Source organism: Priestia sp. Y58 (assembly GCF_029522095.1).
Lineage (GTDB): Bacteria > Bacillota > Bacilli > Bacillales > Bacillaceae_H > Priestia > Priestia megaterium_E.
On record NZ_JAKWFL010000003.1, the window covers coordinates 325,584 to 348,169 of the forward strand.

At 37.2% G+C, this 22,586-nt stretch carries 28 protein-coding genes and 1 pseudogene; 17 read left to right on the forward strand and 12 right to left on the reverse strand.

All coding sequences use genetic code 11. From position 1 onward, the window contains the following. Positions 1-114 precede the first annotated feature (114 nt). The 3 genes from MMB68_RS11695 (at position 115) to MMB68_RS11705 (ending at position 3,061) form a co-directional block, all read left to right on the forward strand. Positions 115-1,155: a C45 family autoproteolytic acyltransferase/hydrolase gene (locus tag MMB68_RS11695; RefSeq protein WP_221782968.1), complete on the forward strand. Its 1,041-nt coding sequence runs from the start codon at positions 115-117 to the stop codon at positions 1,153-1,155. Between the two features lie 11 nt (positions 1,156-1,166). Then, a complete protein-coding gene (locus tag MMB68_RS11700; protein WP_221782970.1) occupies positions 1,167-2,669 on the forward strand; it encodes an NAD(P)H-hydrate dehydratase in 1,503 nt (500 codons plus the stop codon). A gap of 113 nt (positions 2,670-2,782) precedes the next feature. Further along, positions 2,783-3,061, forward strand: coding sequence for a hypothetical protein (locus tag MMB68_RS11705; RefSeq protein ID WP_223260155.1), 279 nt, complete (start codon positions 2,783-2,785; stop codon positions 3,059-3,061). 40 nt (positions 3,062-3,101) lie between these two features. On the opposite strand, the gene MMB68_RS11710 is transcribed toward MMB68_RS11705, so the two are convergent. The 3 genes from MMB68_RS11710 to MMB68_RS11720 all read right to left on the reverse strand — a co-directional run bounded on the left by MMB68_RS11710 (position 3,102) and on the right by MMB68_RS11720 (position 5,698). Beyond that, positions 3,102-3,992 carry a PhzF family phenazine biosynthesis isomerase gene (locus tag MMB68_RS11710; protein ID WP_221782971.1) on the reverse strand — a complete coding sequence of 297 codons (891 nt, stop codon included), beginning with the start codon at positions 3,990-3,992 and terminating at the stop codon, positions 3,102-3,104. A 102-nt stretch (positions 3,993-4,094) separates the two neighbouring features. Next, positions 4,095-4,760 (reverse strand): hypothetical protein, encoded by a 666-nt coding sequence (locus MMB68_RS11715; RefSeq protein WP_264409122.1) that lies wholly within the window; start codon positions 4,758-4,760, stop codon positions 4,095-4,097. Between the two features lie 164 nt (positions 4,761-4,924). Then, positions 4,925-5,698, reverse strand: a complete 774-nt coding sequence (locus tag MMB68_RS11720; RefSeq protein ID WP_013056888.1) for a sulfite exporter TauE/SafE family protein — start codon at positions 5,696-5,698, stop codon at positions 4,925-4,927. A 122-nt stretch (positions 5,699-5,820) separates the two neighbouring features. Here MMB68_RS11720 and MMB68_RS11725 point away from each other — a divergent pair, with 122 nt between their 5' ends. Next, positions 5,821-6,588 carry a TrmB family transcriptional regulator gene (locus MMB68_RS11725; RefSeq protein WP_221782975.1) on the forward strand — a complete coding sequence of 256 codons (768 nt, stop codon included), beginning with the start codon at positions 5,821-5,823 and terminating at the stop codon, positions 6,586-6,588. A gap of 79 nt (positions 6,589-6,667) precedes the next feature. On the opposite strand, the gene MMB68_RS11730 is transcribed toward MMB68_RS11725, so the two are convergent. Then, entirely contained in the window at positions 6,668-6,880 is a 213-nt protein-coding gene (locus tag MMB68_RS11730; protein WP_165635933.1) for a hypothetical protein, read from the reverse strand. A gap of 66 nt (positions 6,881-6,946) precedes the next feature. Continuing rightward, a complete protein-coding gene (locus MMB68_RS11735; RefSeq protein WP_028413489.1) occupies positions 6,947-7,573 on the reverse strand; it encodes an FMN-dependent NADH-azoreductase in 627 nt (208 codons plus the stop codon). Positions 7,574-7,770: 197 nt separating this feature from the next. Between MMB68_RS11735 and MMB68_RS11740 the strand changes: the two genes are divergently transcribed. Continuing rightward, positions 7,771-8,490: an SDR family NAD(P)-dependent oxidoreductase gene (locus tag MMB68_RS11740; RefSeq protein WP_221782977.1), complete on the forward strand. Its 720-nt coding sequence runs from the start codon at positions 7,771-7,773 to the stop codon at positions 8,488-8,490. A gap of 83 nt (positions 8,491-8,573) precedes the next feature. Here MMB68_RS11740 and MMB68_RS11745 read toward each other — a convergent pair whose 3' ends face one another. Next, positions 8,574-8,708, reverse strand: coding sequence for a hypothetical protein (locus tag MMB68_RS11745; protein ID WP_260506605.1), 135 nt, complete (start codon positions 8,706-8,708; stop codon positions 8,574-8,576). Between the two features lie 233 nt (positions 8,709-8,941). Between MMB68_RS11745 and MMB68_RS11750 the strand changes: the two genes are divergently transcribed. From MMB68_RS11750 to MMB68_RS11760, 3 genes are read left to right on the forward strand one after another with little or no spacing between them, the layout of a single operon-like run. After that, positions 8,942-9,505, forward strand: coding sequence for a class I SAM-dependent methyltransferase (locus MMB68_RS11750; RefSeq protein ID WP_221782979.1), 564 nt, complete (start codon positions 8,942-8,944; stop codon positions 9,503-9,505). A gap of 11 nt (positions 9,506-9,516) precedes the next feature. Beyond that, a complete protein-coding gene (locus tag MMB68_RS11755) occupies positions 9,517-10,197 on the forward strand; it encodes a response regulator transcription factor (protein ID WP_221782981.1) in 681 nt (226 codons plus the stop codon). Next, complete coding sequence (locus MMB68_RS11760) at positions 10,194-11,270, forward strand: HAMP domain-containing sensor histidine kinase (RefSeq protein WP_221782983.1); 1,077 nt, start codon at positions 10,194-10,196, stop codon at positions 11,268-11,270. The genes MMB68_RS11755 and MMB68_RS11760 overlap by 4 nt, the downstream gene beginning before the upstream one ends. Here MMB68_RS11760 and MMB68_RS11765 read toward each other — a convergent pair. Then, positions 11,261-12,703, reverse strand: coding sequence for an aminotransferase-like domain-containing protein (locus tag MMB68_RS11765; protein ID WP_277548863.1), 1,443 nt, complete (start codon positions 12,701-12,703; stop codon positions 11,261-11,263). The genes MMB68_RS11760 and MMB68_RS11765 overlap by 10 nt on opposite strands. 103 nt (positions 12,704-12,806) lie before the next feature. Between MMB68_RS11765 and MMB68_RS11770 the strand changes: the two genes are divergently transcribed. From MMB68_RS11770 to MMB68_RS11780, 3 genes are all read left to right on the forward strand, one after another. Continuing rightward, entirely contained in the window at positions 12,807-13,418 is a 612-nt protein-coding gene (locus tag MMB68_RS11770) for a LysE/ArgO family amino acid transporter (protein ID WP_277548864.1), read from the forward strand. A 67-nt stretch (positions 13,419-13,485) separates the two neighbouring features. Next, positions 13,486-13,914: a metallothiol transferase FosB gene (fosB, locus tag MMB68_RS11775; RefSeq protein ID WP_264409126.1), complete on the forward strand. Its 429-nt coding sequence runs from the start codon at positions 13,486-13,488 to the stop codon at positions 13,912-13,914. A gap of 115 nt (positions 13,915-14,029) precedes the next feature. Then, positions 14,030-14,227, forward strand: a complete 198-nt coding sequence (locus MMB68_RS11780) for a hypothetical protein (RefSeq protein WP_098979922.1) — start codon at positions 14,030-14,032, stop codon at positions 14,225-14,227. Positions 14,228-14,347: 120 nt separating this feature from the next. Here MMB68_RS11780 and MMB68_RS27520 read toward each other — a convergent pair. Further along, positions 14,348-14,512: pseudogene (locus MMB68_RS27520) on the reverse strand (MFS transporter); the annotation flags it as partial. 412 nt (positions 14,513-14,924) lie between these two features. Between MMB68_RS27520 and MMB68_RS11790 the strand changes: the two are divergent. Continuing rightward, positions 14,925-15,122, forward strand: coding sequence for a hypothetical protein (locus MMB68_RS11790; RefSeq protein ID WP_264409127.1), 198 nt, complete (start codon positions 14,925-14,927; stop codon positions 15,120-15,122). A 64-nt stretch (positions 15,123-15,186) separates the two neighbouring features. Here the strand turns inward: MMB68_RS11790 and MMB68_RS11795 are convergent, their stop codons facing one another. From MMB68_RS11795 to MMB68_RS11805, 3 genes are all read right to left on the reverse strand, one after another. Continuing rightward, positions 15,187-15,972, reverse strand: a complete 786-nt coding sequence (locus MMB68_RS11795) for a nucleotidyltransferase domain-containing protein (protein WP_277548865.1) — start codon at positions 15,970-15,972, stop codon at positions 15,187-15,189. A 136-nt stretch (positions 15,973-16,108) separates the two neighbouring features. Then, the gene (locus tag MMB68_RS11800) at positions 16,109-16,579 is read right to left on the reverse strand and encodes a DinB family protein (RefSeq protein ID WP_264409129.1); all 471 of its coding nucleotides are present in this window, start codon (positions 16,577-16,579) and stop codon (positions 16,109-16,111) included. A gap of 15 nt (positions 16,580-16,594) precedes the next feature. After that, a complete protein-coding gene (locus MMB68_RS11805) occupies positions 16,595-18,148 on the reverse strand; it encodes an alpha/beta hydrolase (protein WP_264409130.1) in 1,554 nt (517 codons plus the stop codon). Between the two features lie 232 nt (positions 18,149-18,380). On the opposite strand from MMB68_RS11805, the gene MMB68_RS11810 reads away from it, so the two are divergent. Next, positions 18,381-18,506, forward strand: a complete 126-nt coding sequence (locus tag MMB68_RS11810) for an anti-repressor SinI family protein (protein ID WP_221782995.1) — start codon at positions 18,381-18,383, stop codon at positions 18,504-18,506. A 203-nt stretch (positions 18,507-18,709) separates the two neighbouring features. Next, complete coding sequence (locus MMB68_RS11815; RefSeq protein WP_013056901.1) at positions 18,710-19,045, forward strand: helix-turn-helix domain-containing protein; 336 nt, start codon at positions 18,710-18,712, stop codon at positions 19,043-19,045. Positions 19,046-19,149: 104 nt separating this feature from the next. On the opposite strand, the gene MMB68_RS11820 is transcribed toward MMB68_RS11815, so the two are convergent. After that, positions 19,150-20,238, reverse strand: a complete 1,089-nt coding sequence (locus MMB68_RS11820) for an FAD-dependent monooxygenase (protein WP_221782997.1) — start codon at positions 20,236-20,238, stop codon at positions 19,150-19,152. Between the two features lie 330 nt (positions 20,239-20,568). Between MMB68_RS11820 and MMB68_RS11825 the strand changes: the two genes are divergently transcribed. The 3 genes from MMB68_RS11825 (at position 20,569) to MMB68_RS11835 (ending at position 22,584) form a co-directional block, all read left to right on the forward strand. Next, positions 20,569-20,964 (forward strand): CDI toxin immunity protein, encoded by a 396-nt coding sequence (locus MMB68_RS11825; protein ID WP_221782999.1) that lies wholly within the window; start codon positions 20,569-20,571, stop codon positions 20,962-20,964. Positions 20,965-21,186: 222 nt separating this feature from the next. Continuing rightward, positions 21,187-21,963 carry an NUDIX domain-containing protein gene (locus MMB68_RS11830; protein ID WP_277548866.1) on the forward strand — a complete coding sequence of 259 codons (777 nt, stop codon included), beginning with the start codon at positions 21,187-21,189 and terminating at the stop codon, positions 21,961-21,963. A gap of 72 nt (positions 21,964-22,035) precedes the next feature. Further along, a complete protein-coding gene (locus MMB68_RS11835) occupies positions 22,036-22,584 on the forward strand; it encodes a cysteine hydrolase family protein (protein WP_221783003.1) in 549 nt (182 codons plus the stop codon). The last annotated feature ends 2 nt before the right edge of the window (positions 22,585-22,586 follow it).

Sequence of the window (22,586 nt, forward strand, 5' to 3'; positions counted from 1 at the left end):
GACCTGTTTCTTTATAACTGTATTCAAAGGAAGAGAGTTCTATGAGAGGAGAAAGTTGCAAAGAATAGAGCGCTTGCTGCACAATAAAGGTACTGGAAAATTGGAGTGATAGAAGTGAAAGAAATACAGGTAGAAGTCATTCAAGGACGAGGCTCTTACCGAGAGCTTGGTAAAATGCAAGGGGAATTACATAAAGGAACAAAGTTGTTTGAAAATCATCATAAAAGAAGAAAACGTTCATTACGAAGTTATCAAACGATAGCAAAAGAAGCTCGTCATTATTACGACTTATTTGCTCCGGGACTGTGGGGTGAGCTAGTGGGATTAGCAGAAGGCTTAGATTGGCCTCTTGAAGACGTTATTCACGAGTACAGCGGGTATCAGCAAGAGTGGAAAAAAACGGGATGCTCGGCTCTTATGCAGCACGGCGTGTATGTGCGAAACTACGATTATCATCCTAAAACGTACGAAGGTCGATTTTTGCTTTTTCAGCCAAATGAAGGATATGCAAGCGTCGGGTTTGGAACGAGAATGATTGGGCGAATGGATGGAATGAACGAAAAAGGATTAGCAATTGGCTATCATTTTGTTAATCGCCGCCGTCAAACGAATGGATTTATTTGCTGTACGCTCGCTCGGTTTATTTTAGAAACATGTGAAACGACAGAAGAGGCTGTTGCTATTTTAGAAAGGGCACCGCACCGTCATGCGTTTAATTATTCCATTTATGATCGCAGCGGACAGGGAGCAGTAGTCGAAGCATCTGGACGAGGCGTTCATGTACAAAGAGGGACGATGATGGGGTGTACGAACCATTTTAATCAGCTGGTCGAAGAAAATCGTCATCATTTGGTAGAGTCAAAGGAAAGGCTCGATCATATTCGAGATCATATTGAAAAAAAGCTATCGCCTCTTGAAGCTTTCTCTTTATTTAATGAAGATGAATACGGTATTTTTAAAGAAGATTACCGGAATTCTGCTGGAACGCTTCATACAGTAGCATATGTACCGGAGACGCTGCAAGTCATTGTGGGGATTGGACAAAAAGCAAAACCTCTCATTTTCTCGTTTGAAGATTGGGTGAAAGGAGAACAATTAACTATAACGAATATAAAAGGAACGGTAAATACAGATGAACCCTTTCCGTTTCAGTAAGGAGCAGCATAATGAGAATTGTAACGAATCAAGAGATGTATCAAGTAGATGATTATATGATGAATACAATTGGGATGAGTGAAGAGTCCCTTATGGAAAATGCCGGGCAGGCTGCTGCAAACGCACTGAGTGAGCGAATCGAAAAACATGAAAACATAGGGCTGCTTATAGGAACGGGAAACAATGGAGGAGACGGCTTTGTTATTGCCCGTGCTTTGAAGTCAAAAGGCTATGAAGTTGACGTCTGGGTAGTTCCTGCACGGGAAAAAATAAAAGGCGCGGCTAAAAAAGCCATGATCATCTATGAAAATGCTGGGTTCACGTGGCAATCGGCGGGAGACGGCTTTTCTGTGAAAAAGTATACGGTCCTTATTGATTGTTTATTAGGTATAGGCGTAAAAGGCAGCATCAAATCTCCTTATGATAACATTATAAAAAAAATAAACGACTCTAAGGCTTACATATACAGCATCGATGTCCCAAGTGGAGTAATGGAACAGAAGCAAGAGCTTACGGTACGTGCAGATGCTACGATTACGCTTCAGCAGCCGAAAGTCACGGCATTTACATACCCGAGCAAAGAAAGCTATGGTGAATTGATTGTAGTAGATATCGGTATTCCGCCGCTAGCAATTGAAAAAAGCTCATCTCTTAAAGAGGTATGGTCAACTCAGCATATTAAGAAATCTTTTCCCATTCGGAATGCTTCATCCAATAAAGGTACACACGGAAAAGGAATCGTAATAGGAGGGTCGCTCCAAACACCCGGAGCGCCGATGCTAACGTCAAAAGCAGCGCTCACAAGCGGAGCGGGACTTTTAACGCTTGCGCTTCCGAGCGATATTCATGCGATTGCAGCTGCTCACATGCTGGAAGTGATGTATAAACCATGTCCAAGCAAAGATGGCTCTTTTGCAGGCGAGATTCCTTTAGAAGAAGGGAAGTATGATGCAATTGCAGTCGGACCAGGGCTTGGGAGAACGAAAGAAACGAAGAAAGTCGTCGAACAAGTGCTTCACCAGCCGATTTCTGTTGTAGTGGACGCCGATGCTCTTTTTCATCTTCCCCATTTAGAAAAAGAAGTAAAAGAAAGAGAACATGCCACGATTTTAACACCTCATCCGGGAGAAATGGCAAGGCTCGTGAACACAACAATCGCCGAAGTAGAAGCAAATCGATTTTCAATATCTAGACAATACGCAGTAGAAAATGGGGTGTACCTTGTATTAAAAGGTCCAAATACGATTGTTACAACACCGGATGGAAAACAATACGTAAATACCACTGGAAACGCGGGACTCGCAAAAGGTGGAACGGGTGACACGTTAACAGGGATCATCCTCGCTTTTATTATGCAGCAGGATTCTCTTCAAGAAGCAATCAGTAATGCGGTATATGTGCATGGAAAAGCAGCGGATGTGCTGCTCGATCAGGGTCATACAATGATAGATATGTTAGCAAGCGACGTTATTTCTGCACTTCCGGCAGTCTTCGGGCAGCTGAATGAGAAGTGATTTCTTCTGGATTATTAAAGTTTGTTGACAAAATCCTTCAAAAAGTTGTCAAAACTCTGTGTAAATGATAACGTTATTTTACGTAAGATTTTACATAGAAAGAAAGTGATGTTGTGTACTACTCAATGAGACCAAGAGGCATTCATTTAGCTGTGCCTACACTTTTCTTCCTTATTACAGTCGTGTTATTTGCGATGATGCAGTTTGGTTTTTATTTGGATTCCAGCATTCTTCGTAAAATTTGGGTCATCATTATGGCTTTATTGCCCATTGCTGGACTAATCACGGCTATTAAAGGTAGAAGAGGGAGCGCAAAGCCGTGGTTAATTATAGGGAATGTGATTCTTATTTTAACCGTTACAATAATGAGCGTACAGGCTATTATTTATTAAACAAAAAAACGTGTTCGCCAAACAGGCGGACACGTTTTTATTAGGAAAGAGAAACGATTTGCTTTGTTACATAGGCAGCTTCTCCTGCGATTACCACACCATACGTATTCTCTTTTTTTGTAATTTCTACATGAACGAAGCCATCTCTATCTATTTCCTGTCCTTGCTCAATTACAAATTGCCAGTGGTCGTTTTCCTGTTGATCAACATACGTCGCATAATAGGCGCCCATTACGCCAGAAGCTGTTCCCGTTACAGCATCTTCTACCGTACCCGAAAATGGTGAAGAGAAATGTCTTCCGTGCATATGAGCTTCTGAGTGAATCGTTTCAAAACAAAAGGGATGAATAGATGCTTTTGGCATATCAGTTAAAATATGAGGGAAATCTTCTTGATTAGGCTTCATCTTGTTACAGGCATCTAAACTTTTTAAAGGTACAATAAGCGTCCAGTTTCCTGTACTTCCATATACAATAGGAAGTCTTTGATCAAGGTCATCAATATGAAGATTAAGAGCTTTTGCCAGCTTTTCTTTTGAACCTAAAAACGGATGAAACTGCGGAGAAGCTTGAGTCATGGTGATAACAGGTTGTCCGTTTCTGCTCTGTACAGTCATAGGCAAAATTCCAGCATTTGTTTCCACTGTAAATGTAGTCTTTTGAAGTTTGTTTTTACTATGTAAAGCATAAAGAGAAGCGACAGTCGCATGGCCGCACAAATCTGCTTCTTGTCCGGGCGTAAAGTATCGAATTCGTAAATCAGCGCGGGAAGACTTCATGATAAAAGCCGTTTCGTTAAACTGTGCTTGATAAGCAATCTCCTGCATTTCTTCAGTCGAAAAATCATCTCCGTTAAACACAATTCCCGCAGGATTTCCTTTATTAGGGCGCGTGCTAAACGCGTCGTATTGATACACAATCGCTTCTTTCATAAAAATCCCCTCCATTTTTATATCATTATATGAAAGCTATAACCACCGTTATTTAGAATAAAAAAGCAGCAGTTTTTACATGCTGCTTTTCACTTCGCAAAACTATTCTTGCATCACGGCAGTTATTCCTTCTTTTCTAATTTCTAGCATATGAGTCGCTTTTTTATCAATACCTTTAGCTGTATCGGAAGAAATGACGCCCACGCTGCTTAAGTCATAAGCAAGACTTGTAACAAGCAGCTGCTCTCTTTGTGCTAGTGTGCCGTATGTAAGTGCAGCGGTTTTAGCTTGAATGCCACCCATATTTAATTCATCAGTAGAAGAAGCTGCTTCTTTTTTTGCGGCTATTGCTTCTTGATAAAGAGAATCATATCCTCCAAATCCTACTTGGGCAATTAGAAAGTTATAAATGTCATCGGCCGATTTTTTAGAAGGCTGAGAAAAAGCTCTTTGAAATTTATTGCGCGGTAAAAAGTTTAGTGCCGCCTGTCTTCCGTCTTCATAAATTTTTTCTTGTATTTCTTTAGTAGCTTTTTCGTCGTTTTTTTTCTGTGCTGCATCTAGCTGTTTGCGATATTTTTGAATAATGACTCCGTCCTGCTGATTGTTTCCCTCTTTGAAAGTAGCTGCGGCTTGTGGAACATCTGACGTTGCTAGAGTCTCAGCGGCGTTCTCTGAAGAAGAAAAGAACGTATTTTTGACAAAAATAAGTGCAAAAATCAGCAAAATAAACCATAAAAACCTGAATTTCTTAAACAAAATGTTCACCTCTATATAATATTTCTAAATTATGTAAAAAAACATGGACCAGTATACAACAATTTTAGTGTTTTTTTACACATTTACCCAAAAATAAGAAAATAGTAAGAGGTGGTTTTATTAATCTAATAGATATATAGGTTCATTGTTATAGTTCTAAAGAAACCATTGATCTATTTGTACTGATTTACATAATCAAATATGTTTTTGCTAATAAGGCTTAAAGTGACAAGAATAAAAAGCGTTCGGACGTACGTCACGCCTTTTGATAGAGCGACGTTTGATCCCACAAAAGAACCAACGATCATCGCAAACCCCATAATTAATCCGTAAGAAAATACAACAGAATCAAAATATAAAAATACAAGCAAAGCACCTAAATTACTGCCGAAATTTAAAAATTTTGCGCTGCCTGCTGACTGCAGGAAATCAAATCCCATAAATAAAAAAGCGAATAAAATAAATGAACCTGTGCCTGCTCCTAAAAATCCATCGTAAAAGCCAATAATAAAAATAAGTGCAGTAAAGAAAATAAGTTTCTTAATAGACAGCGGCTTATACGTGGACGTAGTGCCCCAGTTTTTTTTGAAGATTGTATAAATAGCAACTAAAACAAGGAGAATCAAAATAACAGGTTTCAAAAAAGCAGAGGATAGAAAATGAACCGTGATTGAACCTCCTAAAGAGCCAATAAATACAAAAGGAAACCATTTACCTACAACGCGAAAATCGACTTTTCCGGATTTGACAAATCGAATGGTACTCGTTAATACGCCCATCGTTCCAGCTAATTTATTTGTAGCTAAGGCAGCAGCGGGAGGCAGGCCTAAAAATAAAAGGGCAGGCGTTGAAATTAAACCGCCTCCGCCAACTACAGAGTCGATGAACGCAGCTAAAAAACCAAAGAGTAAAAGCAAAAGAACAATCTGTAAACTTAATTCTTCCATAAAGCACCTTCCTCATGTCATAATATATAGTGACTACTTAAATAGTAACTATATAAAAAGCAGTTGTAAATATGTAAATGATGAAAATTTCAAATAACTTAAAAAACAGGGAGGTTTCCTTTATGGAAAATATTATTCAACAGCTGCAGTCGCTTGGATTTAATCAGTATGAATCAAAGGTATATGTGACGCTTGTCAAAAAAGGATCTTCCACTGCTTATAGCATTAGTAAACATTCAGGTGTGCCAAGAGCGCGTGTATACGATATTTTACAAACACTAGAGGAAAAAGGCATGGTGTTAAAAGAAGAGAGTAATGATGGCACCCAGTACACATCGTTGCCCGTCGATGCTTTTTTGCATTCGCTGCAAAAAAAATGGAACGAAACGTATGAAGACGTTAGCGAAACGCTTAAACGTCTTGAAACTGCAGAGTCTGTAGAAGAAAGCCGGGTTATGACGATGAAAGGAGAAACAGCCATTCTTGCTTTTTGTGAGTCGCTATTGTTAAAAGCAAAAAATAAAATTGTCATCTCGCTTTGGCCCGATATTTATAATGAGTTGAAGCCTCTTTTATTACAGCTAAGGGAGAGTGTCACACTAAAAGGAATTGTGTTTGAACAAGATGAAGCGATGGAGGAATTTGACCGGCACCGTCATACAAGCTATACCGAAAACATTGGGAATCAAAACTGGTTTATTATATCTGTTGACAGCAGTGAAATGATTTATGGTCACAAAGAAATGGCGTACTATACAAATAACGCAGTCAACATTAATTTACTTGAAAATTATATTTGGCATGATATTCTCGTTAACAGACTTGTAGAAAAAAGTGATAGAGAAATGGACAGGTGGATCGAAAAGGAAAGAGAAAATTTTTTTGCGTAGAAAAGAGACTTAGACATAACGAAATCACTTCCATCTAAAGACGAACAAACGAGGTAAATGATCTAGTATGAATAGCTTGTTACATCGCAGTTAATTTCCGTGCAAGGCTTCGCTTTCCGCGGGCGGCCGATGAGCCTCCTCGTCGCTTACGCGCCTGTGGGGTCTCATCTGTTCCACTTTTCCCGCAGGAGTCTTCGCCTTGCCCTCCAATTAACTGCTGGAAGCAGCCACCATGCATGAAAGCTACGTTCACCTTACCAACAGAAAAATCCGAACAAAGTTGATGTTCCATTAAGAGTCTCGAGTCCTCGTTCGGATCTTCCTTCAATTAAAACATTTTTGTTACAGCCTCTTTATATTAAAAAGTTTGGGCAAGTTTTTTTGCTTCTGCTATTCCTTTTTCTTTAATTTCTTGGGCTTTATCTGGCATTGCGTTATGCCCTTCCACAAAAATACCGTCTAACGAAGGTACTCCGAAGAAATTCATCATAATCCCAATATAACGATGCCCCATTTCCATATCAGCTGCAGGGCCTTCAGAATAAATGCCTCCGCGCGCTTGAATGTGAAGCGCTTTTTTATCCGTCAATAGCCCAACCGGACCTTCTGCCGTGTATTTAAATGACTTACCTGCTACGGCTACAGAGTCTAAATAAGCTTTCATAACAGGCGGAAACGAAAAGTTCCACATAGGCGTTACAAAAACATATTTGTCCGCTCCTACAAACTGTTCGCTCAGTTCTGCAAGGCGATTGACCTTTTCTTGTTCGTGAGAAGAGAGTTCCGAGCCAGACTGAAGTTTGCCCCAGCCGCTAAATACATCCGCATCAATATGAGGGATATTTTCTTTATAAAGGTCAATATGTACAACTTCGTCACTTGAATTGTGCTCTTTGTAAGCATCGATAAATGCTTTTCCAGTTGCCATACTGAATGATTGAGACTCATCGTGAGGATGAGCTGTAATATAAAGTACTTTTGCCACGTCTTATCATCTCTTTCTTGTTTGAAATAATGTACTGTCTTATCGTTATCACTCTCATAAAAAACTATACGCGCTTTGTCAGGTAAGCTAAAAAAGAATGCAAGAAAGGGATATCTATATAGAAAATAATGGTATAATAAATATTTGAATATTCTCATAACAAGTATGTCTAACAGAAGTAAATAAGAGGTGTCGAGATGACAGAAAAATGGATAATCGTTACGGGTGCAGGTTCTGGAATTGGCAAAGAAATTGTAAAAGAGTGTGTGTCGAAGGGCTATTCAGTTATTGCTTGTGATATTAACGATGGAGCTTTGAAACAGCTAGCTGAAGATACAAAGGGCCATATTGAAACACACGTAGTAGATGTTAAAAAAGGAAACGATGTAAAAGATCTTTTTTATCAAATAAAAGATAAAAATTTGTATGGGTTAGTTAATAATGCGGGCGTATATTTAGGAAAAAATTTATTGGACTATGAAGAAAACGAAATAGATTTTGTGATGGACATTAATATTAAAGGATATATTTATTTTTCCAAGTACTTCGGCGAATTATTAATGAAAAAAGAAACGGAAGGAGCGATTATTAATATATCCTCCGTGTCAGGAATGGAAGGAAGCTCCGATGCTATATATGGAATGTCTAAAGCAGCAATACTAGGATTAACCAAGAGCTGTGCGATGAATTTTTCTCCTTATATCCGGGTGAACGCCGTAGCACCTACAATGGTAAATACCGATATGATGAAAAATATTCCAGAGTGGCGCAAAAATGAATACATCGCTCATCAGCTGATTCCAAGCTTTGTTACGCCTCAAGACGTGGCAGATACGGTTCTTTTTTTACTGAGCCCTCAAGCAAAACATTATACAGGAGCCACTTTCGATTTAAATAGCGGATGTTATTTACGGTGAATACTCTTTCAAAAGGAATGGAGACATTAACTACATCAATCCAAAGACGAACAAATGGGATAAATAATTCAGTATGGCGCTTGTTATACCGCTGTTGATCTCCGTGCCAGACTTCGCTTTCCGCGGGCGGCCGATGAGCCTCCTCGTCGCTTGCGCTCCTGTGGGGTCTCATCTGTTCCGCTTTTCCCGCAGGAGTCTTCGCCTTTCCCTCCAATCAATAGCTAGAAGCACCTACATACATGAAACCTACGTTCACTATCACCATGAAAAATTCGAATGCACTTAATTCTCAATAAAGGATTTTAATTCATAGTTCGGATCTTCCTTCAACTAAAATACGTTTGTCCCATCCTCCTTTTTGTTTTCTTAAGAATTCTTAAGAAATTTACTTAACGTTTCTTTAGATTTTTTTTCTATTCTAGAAAGAAAGAGTAGAAAGAAGGAATAGAAAATGAATTTAGCTTTTATGTATCAATATTTTCACCAGCCGCGAACGGTAGGAGCACTTTTGCCAAGCTCTACGCACTTAGCGGAAAAAATGGTAAAAGGGATTGATTTTGAACATGCAGCCTGTATAGTAGAGTACGGGCCAGGAACCGGAGTTTTCACCCGTGAATTAATAAGAAGACGAAGCACTCAGACAACTTTGCTTCTTATCGAATACAATCGGCATTTTTACGAAAAAGTAAAGGAACAAGTAAGGAATGAAAAAAATGTGTATGTGATACACGGATCCGCTGAACATGTTCAAAAGTACTTGATACAGTATGATATTCCAAAAGTGGATTACGTACTATCAGGTCTTCCTTTTGCTTCTTTAACGTCTGAAGTGTCGGACTGTATCTTGCAAAACACGCGCAGCGTATTAGCCGATGAAGGGAAATTTATTACGTTTCAGTATACGAATTTAAAAAAACAGCTGATCCGCTCGTTTTTCCCGCACATTAAAGTTGAAAAAGAGTGGAGAAACGTTCCTCCCGCATACATTTTTACATGCGAAAAGAATGAGATATAAGGAGTTTGTACATGAAAGACAGAATTTTAATTATAGATGACGATGAGCAAATTCGTAATTTAATTGCTATTTACTTAGAAAATGAAGGATTTGAAGCGCTGAAAGTTTCTAATGCTGTATCTGGCTTGGCGCTTTTAGAAGAACAAGAAGTAGATTTAATTATATTAGATATTATGATGCCGCAGATGAATGGAATCGACGCTGCTTTTAAAATACGTGAAGAAAAAAATATGCCCATTATTATGCTTTCGGCTAAGTCAGAAGATATGGACAAAATTTCTGGTCTAACAGCAGGCGCAGATGATTACTTAACGAAACCATTTAACCCACTCGAGCTCATCGCACGAGTCAAATCACAAATTAGACGTTATAAAAAATACAATGAACGTACTGAGCGTGAAATTATTCAAATCGGCGATTTGGAAATCAACCGCAGTACCCGTCTCGTCTTTGTACGCGGCCAAGAGATTCGTTTAACGCCAAAAGAGTTTGATATTTTAGAGCTGCTGGCACGCAACAAAGGAACAGTGATGAGCATGGGGAAAATATATGAAGCAGTGTGGCAAGAAGACGCGTTTAAATCCGATAATACTGTAATGGTCCATATCACAAAAATCCGTGAAAAAATTGAGGATAATCCCAAAAAGCCCATTTATATTAAAACCATATGGGGCGTAGGATACAGGATATGAGAAGAATAAGTGTAAAACTTCTTTTTGCTATCATTATAAGTTTTTTGGCTACCAATTTAATTTTTATTTTAATTGCTAGGCTTGTTTTGAGCAGGTATATACAAGAAGAGAACATGAATGTTTCTGCATATAATTTATTGGCATTTGGGCTTATTTTTATTGCTGTTGTAATCTTTGTTTTGGTTTTTTTAATACTTATTCGTTCCCATATTCGTTATCTGAAAGAAATCTCTAAACAAGTTCAAAAAATATCAAATGGAGATTTAGGCGCAACCATCCATGTGCGAGGAAAAGATGAACTGGCTGAGCTAAGTCAAAATATTAACAAAATGTCTGCGCAGCTTCGTACAAAATTTGATCGTGAACGAGAGCTGGAGCAAGTGAAAAATGAGCTAATATCCAGTGTATCTCACGATTTGCGTACGCCGTTAACATCCATCGTTGGATACCTAGATTTAATCAAAAAAAGAGAAAGTATGGATGATGAAACATTAGATAGCTACTTATCCATTGTTGATTCAAAAGCAAAATACTTAACTGATTTAATAGAAGAATTGTTTGACTATACAAAATTAACGAGTCCTGATCTTCAGCTTCAACGAAATGAGGTCGATATGAAACGTTTGCTTCAACAGGTAATAGGAGAGTACGAGCCAATTTTAACAAGAGAAGGCATTGATGTTCAGACTAACTTTGCTTGTGAATGGAATGCATTTATTGATGTGGAAAAAATGGTAAGAGTATTTCAAAATTTGCTTGAAAATGTCAAGAAATACAGCAAAAAGCCTTCCGTATTAGAGGTGAATCAGGAAATTGATGAGGATTCGTTGGTAATTTCCTTTAGGAACAGCATTAACATCAGTGAAAAAATTGAGGTAGAAAAGTTATTTGATCGATTTTATCGAGGTGATGAATCAAGAACGGACGCGAATGGTTCAGGTTTAGGACTGGCTATTGCAAAACAAATCATTCAGCTGCATCAAGGGAAGATACGAGCAGAGCGTCAGCATAATAAGCTCACTTTTTTGATAAAGCTGCCGTTAACACAAGAAAGCCTTAAGAATCACTTGTAAAGATTCTTAAGGCTTTTTGCGACTATTTTGATGCCGTATTCAAATTCTGCAAGCGTCGCATAAGAAAAAGATATTCTGGTATGCTGTGATGTCTCATGGTCATACAATGCGCCTGGATTTAAAAGAACTCCTTCGTCGAGACAGTGCTTAAATAACTTCCGCATCGAAACAGGCTTATGCAGCGTAAGCCAAAAATAAAAACCTCCGCTCGGAGCATTCCACACAGCGAGATTCTTCAAATACTTCTCTAGAATAGCCAGTGTTTGCTGAGATTTTTCTTTTAATTTATAGCGTACGCTGGCCACATGCTTGTCATAAATTCCGGTTTTGAGAGCTTCAGCAGCGGCCCATTGAGATAAGGAACTGGCTCCGTAGTCAACTTGCATTTTAAGGTCAGCTAATCGCTCAATTACATGTTCAGGCCCTACAATCCATCCAATTCGAAATCCCGGACTGAATGTTTTAGAGAACGTTCCTAAATAAAGAACCATTCCATTTTTATCTTGAGCTTTTAATGAAAGCGGAGGCGGTGAATGGAACCAAAGCTCTCCGTAAGCATCATCTTCAATAATAGGCAAATGCATTCTTTCACACTGGCGAAGCAGTGCTTGGCGCCTTTGTTCACTCATCGTTACATTGGTGGGGTTATGAAAGTTCGGTATTGTATATAAAGCTGTGCCTTTTTCTTTTTCGTGCTGGTCTTTTAATGAAGCTAAATGCATTCCTTCTTCATCTAATGAAACGCCCGTTATTTTCATTTGTGCGGACTGAAATAATGGTAGAGAATAAAGATAAGAAGGCTTTTCAGCTAATATATTGGCACCTGGAGGCAGCAGGCCGATTGAAATTAACTGAAGGGCTTGAAGTGAACCGGATACAATTAAAATAGATGAAGGAGACGTTTCAATGCCTCGTTTTTTTACATGATTCACTAACTCTTGTCTGAGCTCATCATTTCCTCTTGGGTGCTCGTAGCCCAAATGTACGCTTCCATGGTTAATTCCGCTAAATAGTTCCGAAAGCTGAGGGGAAGGAAGCAGGTCAGGTGCTAACTCTCCAGTTCCTAAACGAATAATGCCCGGTTGAAATTCAGCTTCGTTAATATGGCGGATAGTGGGAGAATTTGGTTGGTATATTCCTGCTTCTACATACGAATTCCAGTTCATGTGAGAACCTGATGCTAGTAAGCTCCACGTATTGTTAATGACCTTGGTGCCACCGCCTTTGTTTCCGCTGAGCAATCCTTCAGCAATTAAGTTTTCGGTTGCTGTCACCACCGTGCTTCTATTTACAGAAAAGCTAGCAGCCAAATGGCGCTGCGAAGGAATTTTAGTTCCAACAGGCCACTCTCCATTTATGATTTTCTCTTTCATATATTCTTGAATTTGTTTGTGCATTGGCTTTTTATCAGCCGGATTTGGAGTCCAGTTCATGTGAGACCACCTTTTTATAATTTGGTTGGTATTATAAATCAAAACTTGGATGGAGACAACAGGGGATGTCAATTGTAGGATAAAAGAGAAAGGAGAGAGCAACATGTTTATAGTGGTTATACATGCTTTGTTGTTAGCATTCGGTTTGATTTTACCGTTAGGGGTACAAAATGTGTTTGTTTTTAACCAAGGAGCAAATCAACGAACGATCAAACAGGCGCTTCCCGTAGTGGTAACGGCTTCTGTTTGTGATACGTTTTTAATTCTAGTAGCAGTGCTGGGAGTTTCAGCAGCAGCCGCGGCTTTTTCATTTTTTCAAACGCTTATTTTTGGAATAGGTCTTCTTTTTTTAGCGTATATGGGCTTTGTGACGTGGAAGAGCGAACCTTCAAAAACGTCATTAAAGGAAGGGATGACGCTAAAAGCACAAATTTTATTTGCTGCTTCTGTATCTCTGCTAAATCCCCATGCGCTGATGGATATTATGGGCGTAATCGGAACAAATTCTCTGCTGTACAGCGGAAAAGAAAAATGGATTTTTACGCTCGTTACGATATCCGTTTCGTGGATATGGTTTTTATCCTTAGCTTTTGCAGGAAAAGCAGTAGGGAAAATGGATTCGAATGGGAAAATAATGATTTGGGTGAATAAGGCTTCTGCATGTATGATTTGGGGAGTAGCTCTTTACATGGCAAAAAGTATGTTTTTTCAGTAAAATAGATGCTAAAAGGAAAGTTATGTAATAGAAAGAAGTACTTTTTTCTAGAAAGCGAGGGGGAAAGATGATTCAAGGAATTAATCATATGTGCTTTTCTGTGTCAAATTTAGAACGGTCCATCACATTTTATAAGAAAGTGCTAGGAGCAGAACTTTTAGTGAAAGGAAAATCCACCGCTTACTTTAGTTTGAATGGACTGTGGCTGGCGTTAAACGAAGAAAAAAGTATTCCTAGATCAGACATTCAGTATTCGTATACTCATTTAGCATTTTCTATTTCCATTGAAAGCTTTGACCAAGCAAAAGAGCTGTTAAAACAGCATAATGTAAATATCTTACCTGGAAGAAATCGTGACGAGAGAGACAAAAAATCTATTTATTTTACGGATCCTGACGGTCATAAATTTGAATTCCATACCGGTACGCTCCAAGATCGTTTAGCGTATTACCAAGAAGAAAAGCCTCATATGACATTTTATTCGCCAAAAGAGTAGTATTAAAATAGTTATATAAGGTTACAGTTTTATTACATTCGCATTCCTCGCTCAGTTATCATTAAATAAACGATTCTGTTGTGATATAATGGAAAAAAAGTGAGGAGGAGGAAGAATGTATACCGCAAAACAGGTGAAGTTTGGTTCGCATATTGTGATAGGCGTACTTTTCGGCATCCTAGCTGCAATGTTAATCGGCACTTTTTATCAAAATGTACCAGGTGTATTACCGTACGGGATGATTAGCGGACTTGCAGTAGGACTCGTAGCAGATACATATTATACAATCAAAACAAAAATAAAGGTTATCTAATATAGTGTAGTACTATTCTCAGGAGAAATAAAAGATTTCTTTTGAAAATAGTACTATTTTTATGAAGACAAATAAGAATGCATCGTTACTACCATCTATAGTCGAAGTTGTTATTGCTTTAGCGAGGTGTTCCGTAGTTTGTTGAGTCATAATTGTAACAAGTATAGCGGTACCAATTGAACCTGCAACTTGACGAATTGTACTACTTAAAGCTGTACCGTGAGAAATTAAATGTTAAGGTAATTGGTTCATATCTGCAGTCATAGTCGGCATCATAATTAATGCACCGGGCAATCATAGTAGACCGGATTAAAACGGCGTAAAGCCTCGAATTCTTTGTAGATAGATTGTCAGCAGTAACTTTGTATTTTTGAAATTATTTAGGATGAAACATAAAAAATTATAATCAGATTTGTTGAAAATCAACTCGAAAATTATTAATTTAATTTTCTGAAACTTTTCTTCGTGCTAAAACGTATAGTAAGTATAGGGAATGTTAATTTAAATTCCTTTTTGCGGAAAAACGTTTAATATACAGTCGAAGTATCTGTTAGTTCTGTTTTGTGTAAAAGAATGTGGAGGGGATAGTTATTAAAAAACTTGCGATTTTACTTGTTGGAGGGTTTTTATCCTGCGGAGGATATATGCTGTATTACGCGACGCTAGGTGAACTAAAGAAGAAAAAGGGGGTATTAAAATGACAATGTGGCTGTGGGCAGGCGGATGTATAGTGTTTTTGTTAGCAATGGGTTACATTGCAGATCGTGTAGCAATAAAGAGAAACATTGAATTTAGTCCGGAGGATGGAATTGAAAATGCTACAGATGCAGAACAAATATATGTGGAGAACTATTTGAATGAAACAAAAAATACAAATAATAATATACCGCTTTAATAGATATAGATAAAAGGCTTATCCGCTGCTACTTGCATTAGGGATAAGCCTTTTTGTTTTATACTTAGTTCCAAACTTCGTCTAGAGTATCTCTAAACAATTGATCTAATTCATATGTAGGGTCATCTAATTCTACAGATAAAGTTCTGACGTATTTGTCTAAACGGTCAATTTCTAAGTTTGAAAATTCATTAATAACATTGATACATGGTTCTAAATCTAACTCATCCCCACTAATTTTCCGCTTTAACAGCTTGCTAACCTCTTCTTTTAATTCTCCTTCTGGTAACAGTTTCTCTAAGAGAATAGGGAATTCTAGCGGAGGAAATTCGTTATATTGTTCAATCCACTTAGCAGCTAACACAGGTCTTAAAACGTAAAAATATTTTTTAATTTTTACTTCATCACCTTGCAAATACTCTCTAAAGTTATTTCTAGCCATATTTAAATAGTGATATATACAAGAAGTAGGAGTAAAGATGTTAGAATGTAGTTCTTTCATTTTATCAAATGTTGAATACGCCTTGTAATATACAATGTTTGATTGCATCCATTCTAGTAAAGGTGGGTTTGACTTTCTAAAAAGTTTTAACGTCTTAGTTAAGTCCCAGCCGCTAACATCTAAGAGATCATTAATAGGTAGCTCTATTACATCTCGCTTTTTACCTACACCGATTGGATCAATGCTTAAATATTTATTCCTCTTATGAATATAAATAAATCTAACATCATAATCGCTATCTTTAGATGGAAAGTCCCACGCTCTACTTCCAGATTCACAAGCGTATAATACTTTTACGTCGAAATCTTCTTCAATTTTCTTTAAAGCTGCAACAATTGTTTCTTTCATAAGCCAACCTCATTTTCTTTTAATGCTTTCTATATACAAATTATATTTCATAATGGATGGAAAATGGTAAACAAATAAAAGAAGCTTCCTTTAAGCCTCTAAAAAGCTATGAAAATATAGAGAGTGAAAAATTATATCACTCAAAAAGCACTACATCCAATCCGTTTCTGCGGTAACAGGTTAGAAGCGTATACAGTTCCGCACGGTGATGATATAAATGAGACTGAATTTCAAGCAGCCATTCAAAGCGCGTATACGTGCATCCCCAATAGGATGTTTGCGGTGAAAACAGTTTTCGTTCGTCAAAAGAAGAGTAGGCCGCTTTTAGCTGATTGAAGCCATCTATTAAAGCTGTTTTGAGTTCAAGCTTTGTATAAGCTGGATGCTGCAGATAAAAGTCATTCATTTTATCTGCAGAGTAGCCTAAGGAAATATAATAGTCTGCAATACAAATGAGACATAAATGCTGCAGCAGCTCTTGAATAGACCGCTTGTGAGGGAGGGGACGATAAGCAAGCTCTTCTTCTGTAACGTCATTAATGATTGCGGTTAGGGAATGGATGTTAACGTTTATTTGATTAAACACCATCTCACAGTACGAATTCATGCATTCACATCCTTTTTATTCAAATAAATACCGCAGTTTTTGATCCAGCCAGTACGCTGATTTTTCATTGTTATCGAGCTTGATATAGCAATCGACAATTTCATCATAAATGAATTCCTTTTCTTCTACTAAATCAATAAATTTAATGAGTAGAAATACGGCTTTTGAAACTTTTCCATTTTCACAAAGCCATTCTTTCATCCAGATTAATAGATCAAGAAGAATAATCTCTATTTTCACTCGGATATCAAGGAACCAATCGTCATAAATCGTTGTTAAATAATGAGGAACTAATTGGTGCAGTCGCTGTTCAGCTTCCTTGAATTTCAGCGCTGGGTCAGACTGTTCGGTTATCCACTGAAGGTCAGTTAGTAAATCTAATCCATCGCTTGACACATCTGCATTTAAAGAAATGAGCTGCCTGTTAACAAGTAAAACCGGCTCTGAATTTTCTGCGTTCAATAATTTTTTTAAATGAGACAAGTAGACGCGTAAATTCTTTTTGGCGTTGCTTAAAGGCATTTCGGGCCACAGCGCTTCGCATAGCTGTTCTCTGCTAATAGAATGATGAAAAATAAGATATAGTAAAATTTCTTGAGCAAAACGTTTATTCCAGCCTTCTGTAATAAGCTGGCCATTTACATAGACTGAAAAAGAGTACAAAAAATCTACTTTAAGAGAGGGTGTATGTGCATGAAAATCTTTTTGTATATCTATAGCTGTGTCACTTTCCCAGTTCTTAAGTATTTTCATAGGATCATTCTTTAAAGAAGGCAGTTGTTGTGTATTACTTTTAATAAAATCTATGATGATTTCTCTGATTAAAGCTGTTTTTTCTTTTACTAGAAATAAAGAGTGTGCGTTAGGTATGGTCATATGACTGTAGTTTTTTAAAAACATCGTTTTTGAAATCAGATACTGAGATGAAAACAGCAAATCATTTTGGCCAGATAAAGTGAGTACAGGAAGTGAAATACTAGTCAACTCTTGAAATAGATTGTCTGTAATAGATAGTTTAAGAAAGCGGAAATATATCCCGGGATCCATTTTTTTTAGTCTTTCAATTATCTGTTGTATGTTTGTAGGTTCTAAACTCTCTAGTTTTCCTAGTTCGAAAATTTTATCTACCGGTATTTGGTTTTTACTTTCTTCGTTGTAACATCTCTTAATCTTTTGAAGGGTGCTGTCTGAATATAAAGGAAGAGACAATAGTATCAGTCCTTCAATAAGAAATTCGTAGCGGGCAGCAAATTTAACGGCAATTTGACCTCCAAATCCCACTCCTAAAAAATAACATTTTTTTATATTTAACGTATGTAATAAGAGGAAAAGATCTTCAATATGAGCCTCAAACGACAAATTCCCTGCAGTAGAGGTACTATTGCCTGTTTCTCTCAAATCGTATTGAATAACACGATGATGTTGGTTTAATTCCGCAGTAATGGAATCAAAAAGCGTATGATCAGTGATAACAGAATGAACCATCACAATGGTTTTTGTCTTATCAGTGAATACGGGCGAATGAACTTCATAGTAAATTTTTTCTGTCGCCGTATGCAGAAAAGGCATAAAAACAATCCTCCTAGTGTCTAACTGTAGCGTTTGTGTAACGGTAAAATTATTATGATAAGAATAGACAAAAATTTCAAAAAAATGGGTGCTTTTTAGTAATTAAAAAATGTCTAATGTTCTAGTAATATCCATTATACTGTAAAACCATAGTGAGAAATAAGGGAGAATGCCCAAAAACAGAAAAAAGAGAACGTTATCAATTTCGAAAAAAGAAGAAAGGAGGAGAATTATGAATTTTAAAGATGAAAATACGTTAGACTTAGAATGGGTTATGCTCATAATGGAAGCAAAAGAAACAGGTATAAGCATCGAGGAAGTTAGACAATTTTTACAAAGCATTAGTTCAAATGTTTAGCCGATACAATGATAAGGGAATAAATCGTTCCCAAGTATAGATAACCTTTATAACCAGCCTCAAGCTATTTTCACTAGATGCATAATCACCCTTTTTTAGATGTATAATCACCTCTTTATGGTAAGAACGTTTATTTATAATGCACGGTAAAGTGAAATTATGGTATTATTATCGATAAGTAAGCATTAGTAAGGGTGATTATAATGACAATTGGCCAACGTATTCGAGATCTCAGAACGAAACAGGGAATATCGCTAACAGAACTTGCAAACCGAGCGGGTGTTGCTAAATCGTACATATCTTCAGTAGAAAGAGGAATTCAGCTCAACCCATCTATTCAATTTCTAAACAAAATTTCTACCTCATTGAACGTGAGTATTGATAGATTGATTCATGAGCCTATGGATAAATCTGAATCGTTGGATATTGATGATGAGTGGCTTGAGTTAGCAAAAGAAGCAGCGGAGTCAGGAATAAGCAAAGAGCAGTTTAAACAATTTCTTGAATTTCAAAAATGGCAGCGGGCAAAGCAAGATTAACTTCGCGGAATATACATAAAAGAGAACTTACATAGAACAACTGCTGAAAAATCATGATTGTAAAAAAGAGATTCCATTTATCTATGGAATCTCTTTTTTTAGGCTTAAGAAGAAATAAAATGGGACGAGAATTCTTTTTCTCGCTGAAACTGAATACGTTCAAGAGTTATTAATTTAGGCTTTCTTTTCTGTTCAAACTGTCTCAATGTTTCTGAAATCTCTTTGTTTTGATAAAAAACTTGATGCAGTAAGTCAGACAGTAAGTCAGCATCTTTTAATGACTCGTTTAATCCAAAAGCGCCAGTAGGAGTCATCGTATGCGCAGCATCCCCTAATAATAACAGGTGATGCTTTGACCATACTTCGCTTATGCTGCTTTGCACAGAAAGAAGCGTAAAGTCTGACCACGACGTAATAAACCTTTCTATTGAAAGGTTTAAGCTAGGGAAAGCGTCTATTAAACGCTGAATAAACGGTCTAAACGATTGTTTTCGAAGAGCAGGATAGCTGCCTTTTTCAATATTCCATCCGATTTGAACAAAGCCTTTTGCTTGAGAAAAAAGCGCCACCTGCTGCTGTTTTACAAGTGCAAATTTAATAGAAGGCTCCCAATTGGCTGGTGCAGGAATTTTTGCCCAAAGCAAATCGTATCCATGATTGTGGATATTGTTTTTTATGTGCGCGAGTTTGCGAACAGTTGAATATCGACCATCTGCTCCAATAATGATTTTACTTTCAACTATTATTTCACCCCGGCCTTTTTGCTGAGCTTTTATTCCAGTATATTGTCCTTTTTCATTCTGCATTAGCTCCGTTACTTTTGTGCCCAGCATAAGCTTGTAGGAGGGATGGATGCTTGCTTGGCTATTTATAGACTGAAGGAGATGCTGCTGTGGAACATGAATTCCTGCATGTCCAAGTTCAGATTCTATCGTTTTGAATACATGTCCATCCTTCCAGTATTCAACCCTAGACATTCGAAGGAGGCCTAAGCTTTCAATTTCTTCAAATATATGATGTTTCTTAAGAATCATTTCTCCATCTTCATTTAAATGTTCGCCTCGAAATTCTTTTCCAAGCGTATCAGAGCTCTCTATCAGTATAGTTGATATATTTTGTTTAGCCAGTAGATAGGCTAGTAGAGCACCGCCTGGCCCGGCTCCTATTATACACACATCTGTTTGATAGTTCATTTTCTTCACCTTGTTTGTTATATGCAATTAAGTTACTTTTAGTAAGTATATTAACTTTTATAAATGTTAATGTCAACTTTTTTATAGCTTTTCTTCTATGGAATTCGCTCTTTGGTCAAAACACAAATAAGGTTTTACATAATCAAAGTCAAAGATTAAGTTTTATGATAAACTAAAATACACAAATTATTTTGAATAATTTGTATAAAAAGTAAAATTTCAAAATTGTTGAGAAAAAGCACGGTTGGAAAGCTGCAGGATTTTTAGCAAGAAGAGTAGAGAGTGGCTCTGAAAATTCTAGCAAACTCCAATTTCGACTGGAGGATGATTATGACAAAAGTAGAACATTATATTCAAACGTTGGGTAACAGTGCAGATTTGCTAACAAAAAAGCAGACAAGCATTTACTTCGAAAAACTTTCAAACACCTTTCCTTTTTTAACAATCATGCAAATTAATTGGAGAAAAGTATTAATTAAAAAGTCCGCCCGGCGTATTGAAGAAATCAAAAAATGGCTTCAAGAGATGAATATAAAAGAGCATCAGGTTGTTTTATTCTGGAAACGAGCGACTAAAGCTGTAAGCGTCGATTTAGCTCAGGCTTTAACGTTTTTTCAACAAACAGCTGATCTTACAGAAGAAGCGTTTATTTACTGTCCGTCTGTTGACTATGTCATTGAATATTTTAAAGACGGTAAAATGATGATTGGTTTAGCAGCACGCTAATTAAAAGGGAAAAAAAGCTGAGGGAAGAGGGGAATGAGAACTTCTTCACTCGGCTTTTTATGCATATAAACTCTAAAAAATACGAAACATAACGTTATTTACAACATAAATTACCTTCTCTTTATAATTAGTGGGAAAAGTATTGACATTTTCCATAAAACAAATACAATTAACATTAATCATATTGTTAATTGTAAAAAGAGTGATCAGGAGAAATGCTGAATGTCGAACAAAAAAGAAATGACGAATCAAACGAAAAAAGAATACCCTAAACCCTATGGCTATACGTCAGATATTGCTGTATTTACGATTGTGACGGAAGAAAAAGAACCATACAAACCACCTAAAATGAATTTGAAATTAATGCTTATCCAGCGAGCAATGCTAAACGCAGAGGGAGAAAAGAACAGCGAAGCAGGAAAGTGGGCGCTTCCCGGCGGATTTGTCCATCCTGATGAATCAGCTTTTGAAGCAGCTAAAAGAGAGCTAGAAGAAGAAACGGGCGTAAAAGATATTCATTTAAAGCACTATGGTATCTATGATGAGCCCGGCAGAGATGATAGGGGATGGGTCATCACAAACGCACATTATGCAATTGTGCCAGAAGATAGTCTAATAAAACGAAAAGCGAATGATGATGCTGCTCGAGTTGAATTATTTAAAATAGATGAAATCTTTTCATTGCCTTTAGCTTTTGATCATGAAATCATCATTCGAGATGCAATCAAGGAAATTAAGAAAGATTTATTGCAAACGACCATTGCTCAGAAGTTTCTGCCTTCTCAGTTTACATACTCTGAACTGCAGACTGTGCTGCTTACCGTAACGGATGATGCGGCGATTAAAAGTGATCAGGCGTTTGCACGAAAAATAAGAATGCTGCCATTTATTGAAGAAGTAGACGGAAAAACAACGACGAGAACGTCTAAAAAGCCAACAAAGCTCTACCGGTTTGTTGAGATGAATGTGATGAAGCCAATCTATACAGCACGCTATTAAAAGAAAAAACTTTCAATTCAAATAATTAACAATATGTTAACTGTTAATTTTTACTTATGAGGGGGAAACATAATGAAAAAAGCACTGATTAACATCGATTATACAAATGATTTTGTAGCTAAAAACGGAGCTTTGACATGCGGAGAACCAGGGCGACACATTGAAACATCCATAAACGATATCACGCGTCAATTTATTGAGCAAGACGAGTATGTCGTGTTTGCCATTGATTTTCATAAAGAAAATGATTCCTTGCATCCAGAATCAACGCTGTTTCCGCCTCATAATATTGAAGGTTCTGCAGGAAGAAAGCTATACGGAAAGTTAAATGATTTATATAACCTGTATCAATCAAAGGCAAATGTAGAATGGATGAATAAAACGAGATACAGCGCATTTGCTGGAACAGATCTGGAGATTAAACTGCGAGAAAGACAAATTACCGATGTCTACTTAGCAGGTGTATGTACGGACATCTGTGTACTTCATACGGCAGTAGATGCCTATAATAAAGGATTTGCTATTTATATCTATGAAAAAGCCGTAGCAAGTTTTAATCAAAAAGGTCATGAGTGGGCGCTTGAACATTTTAAATCTTGCCTCGGGGCAAAAATTATTTAAGG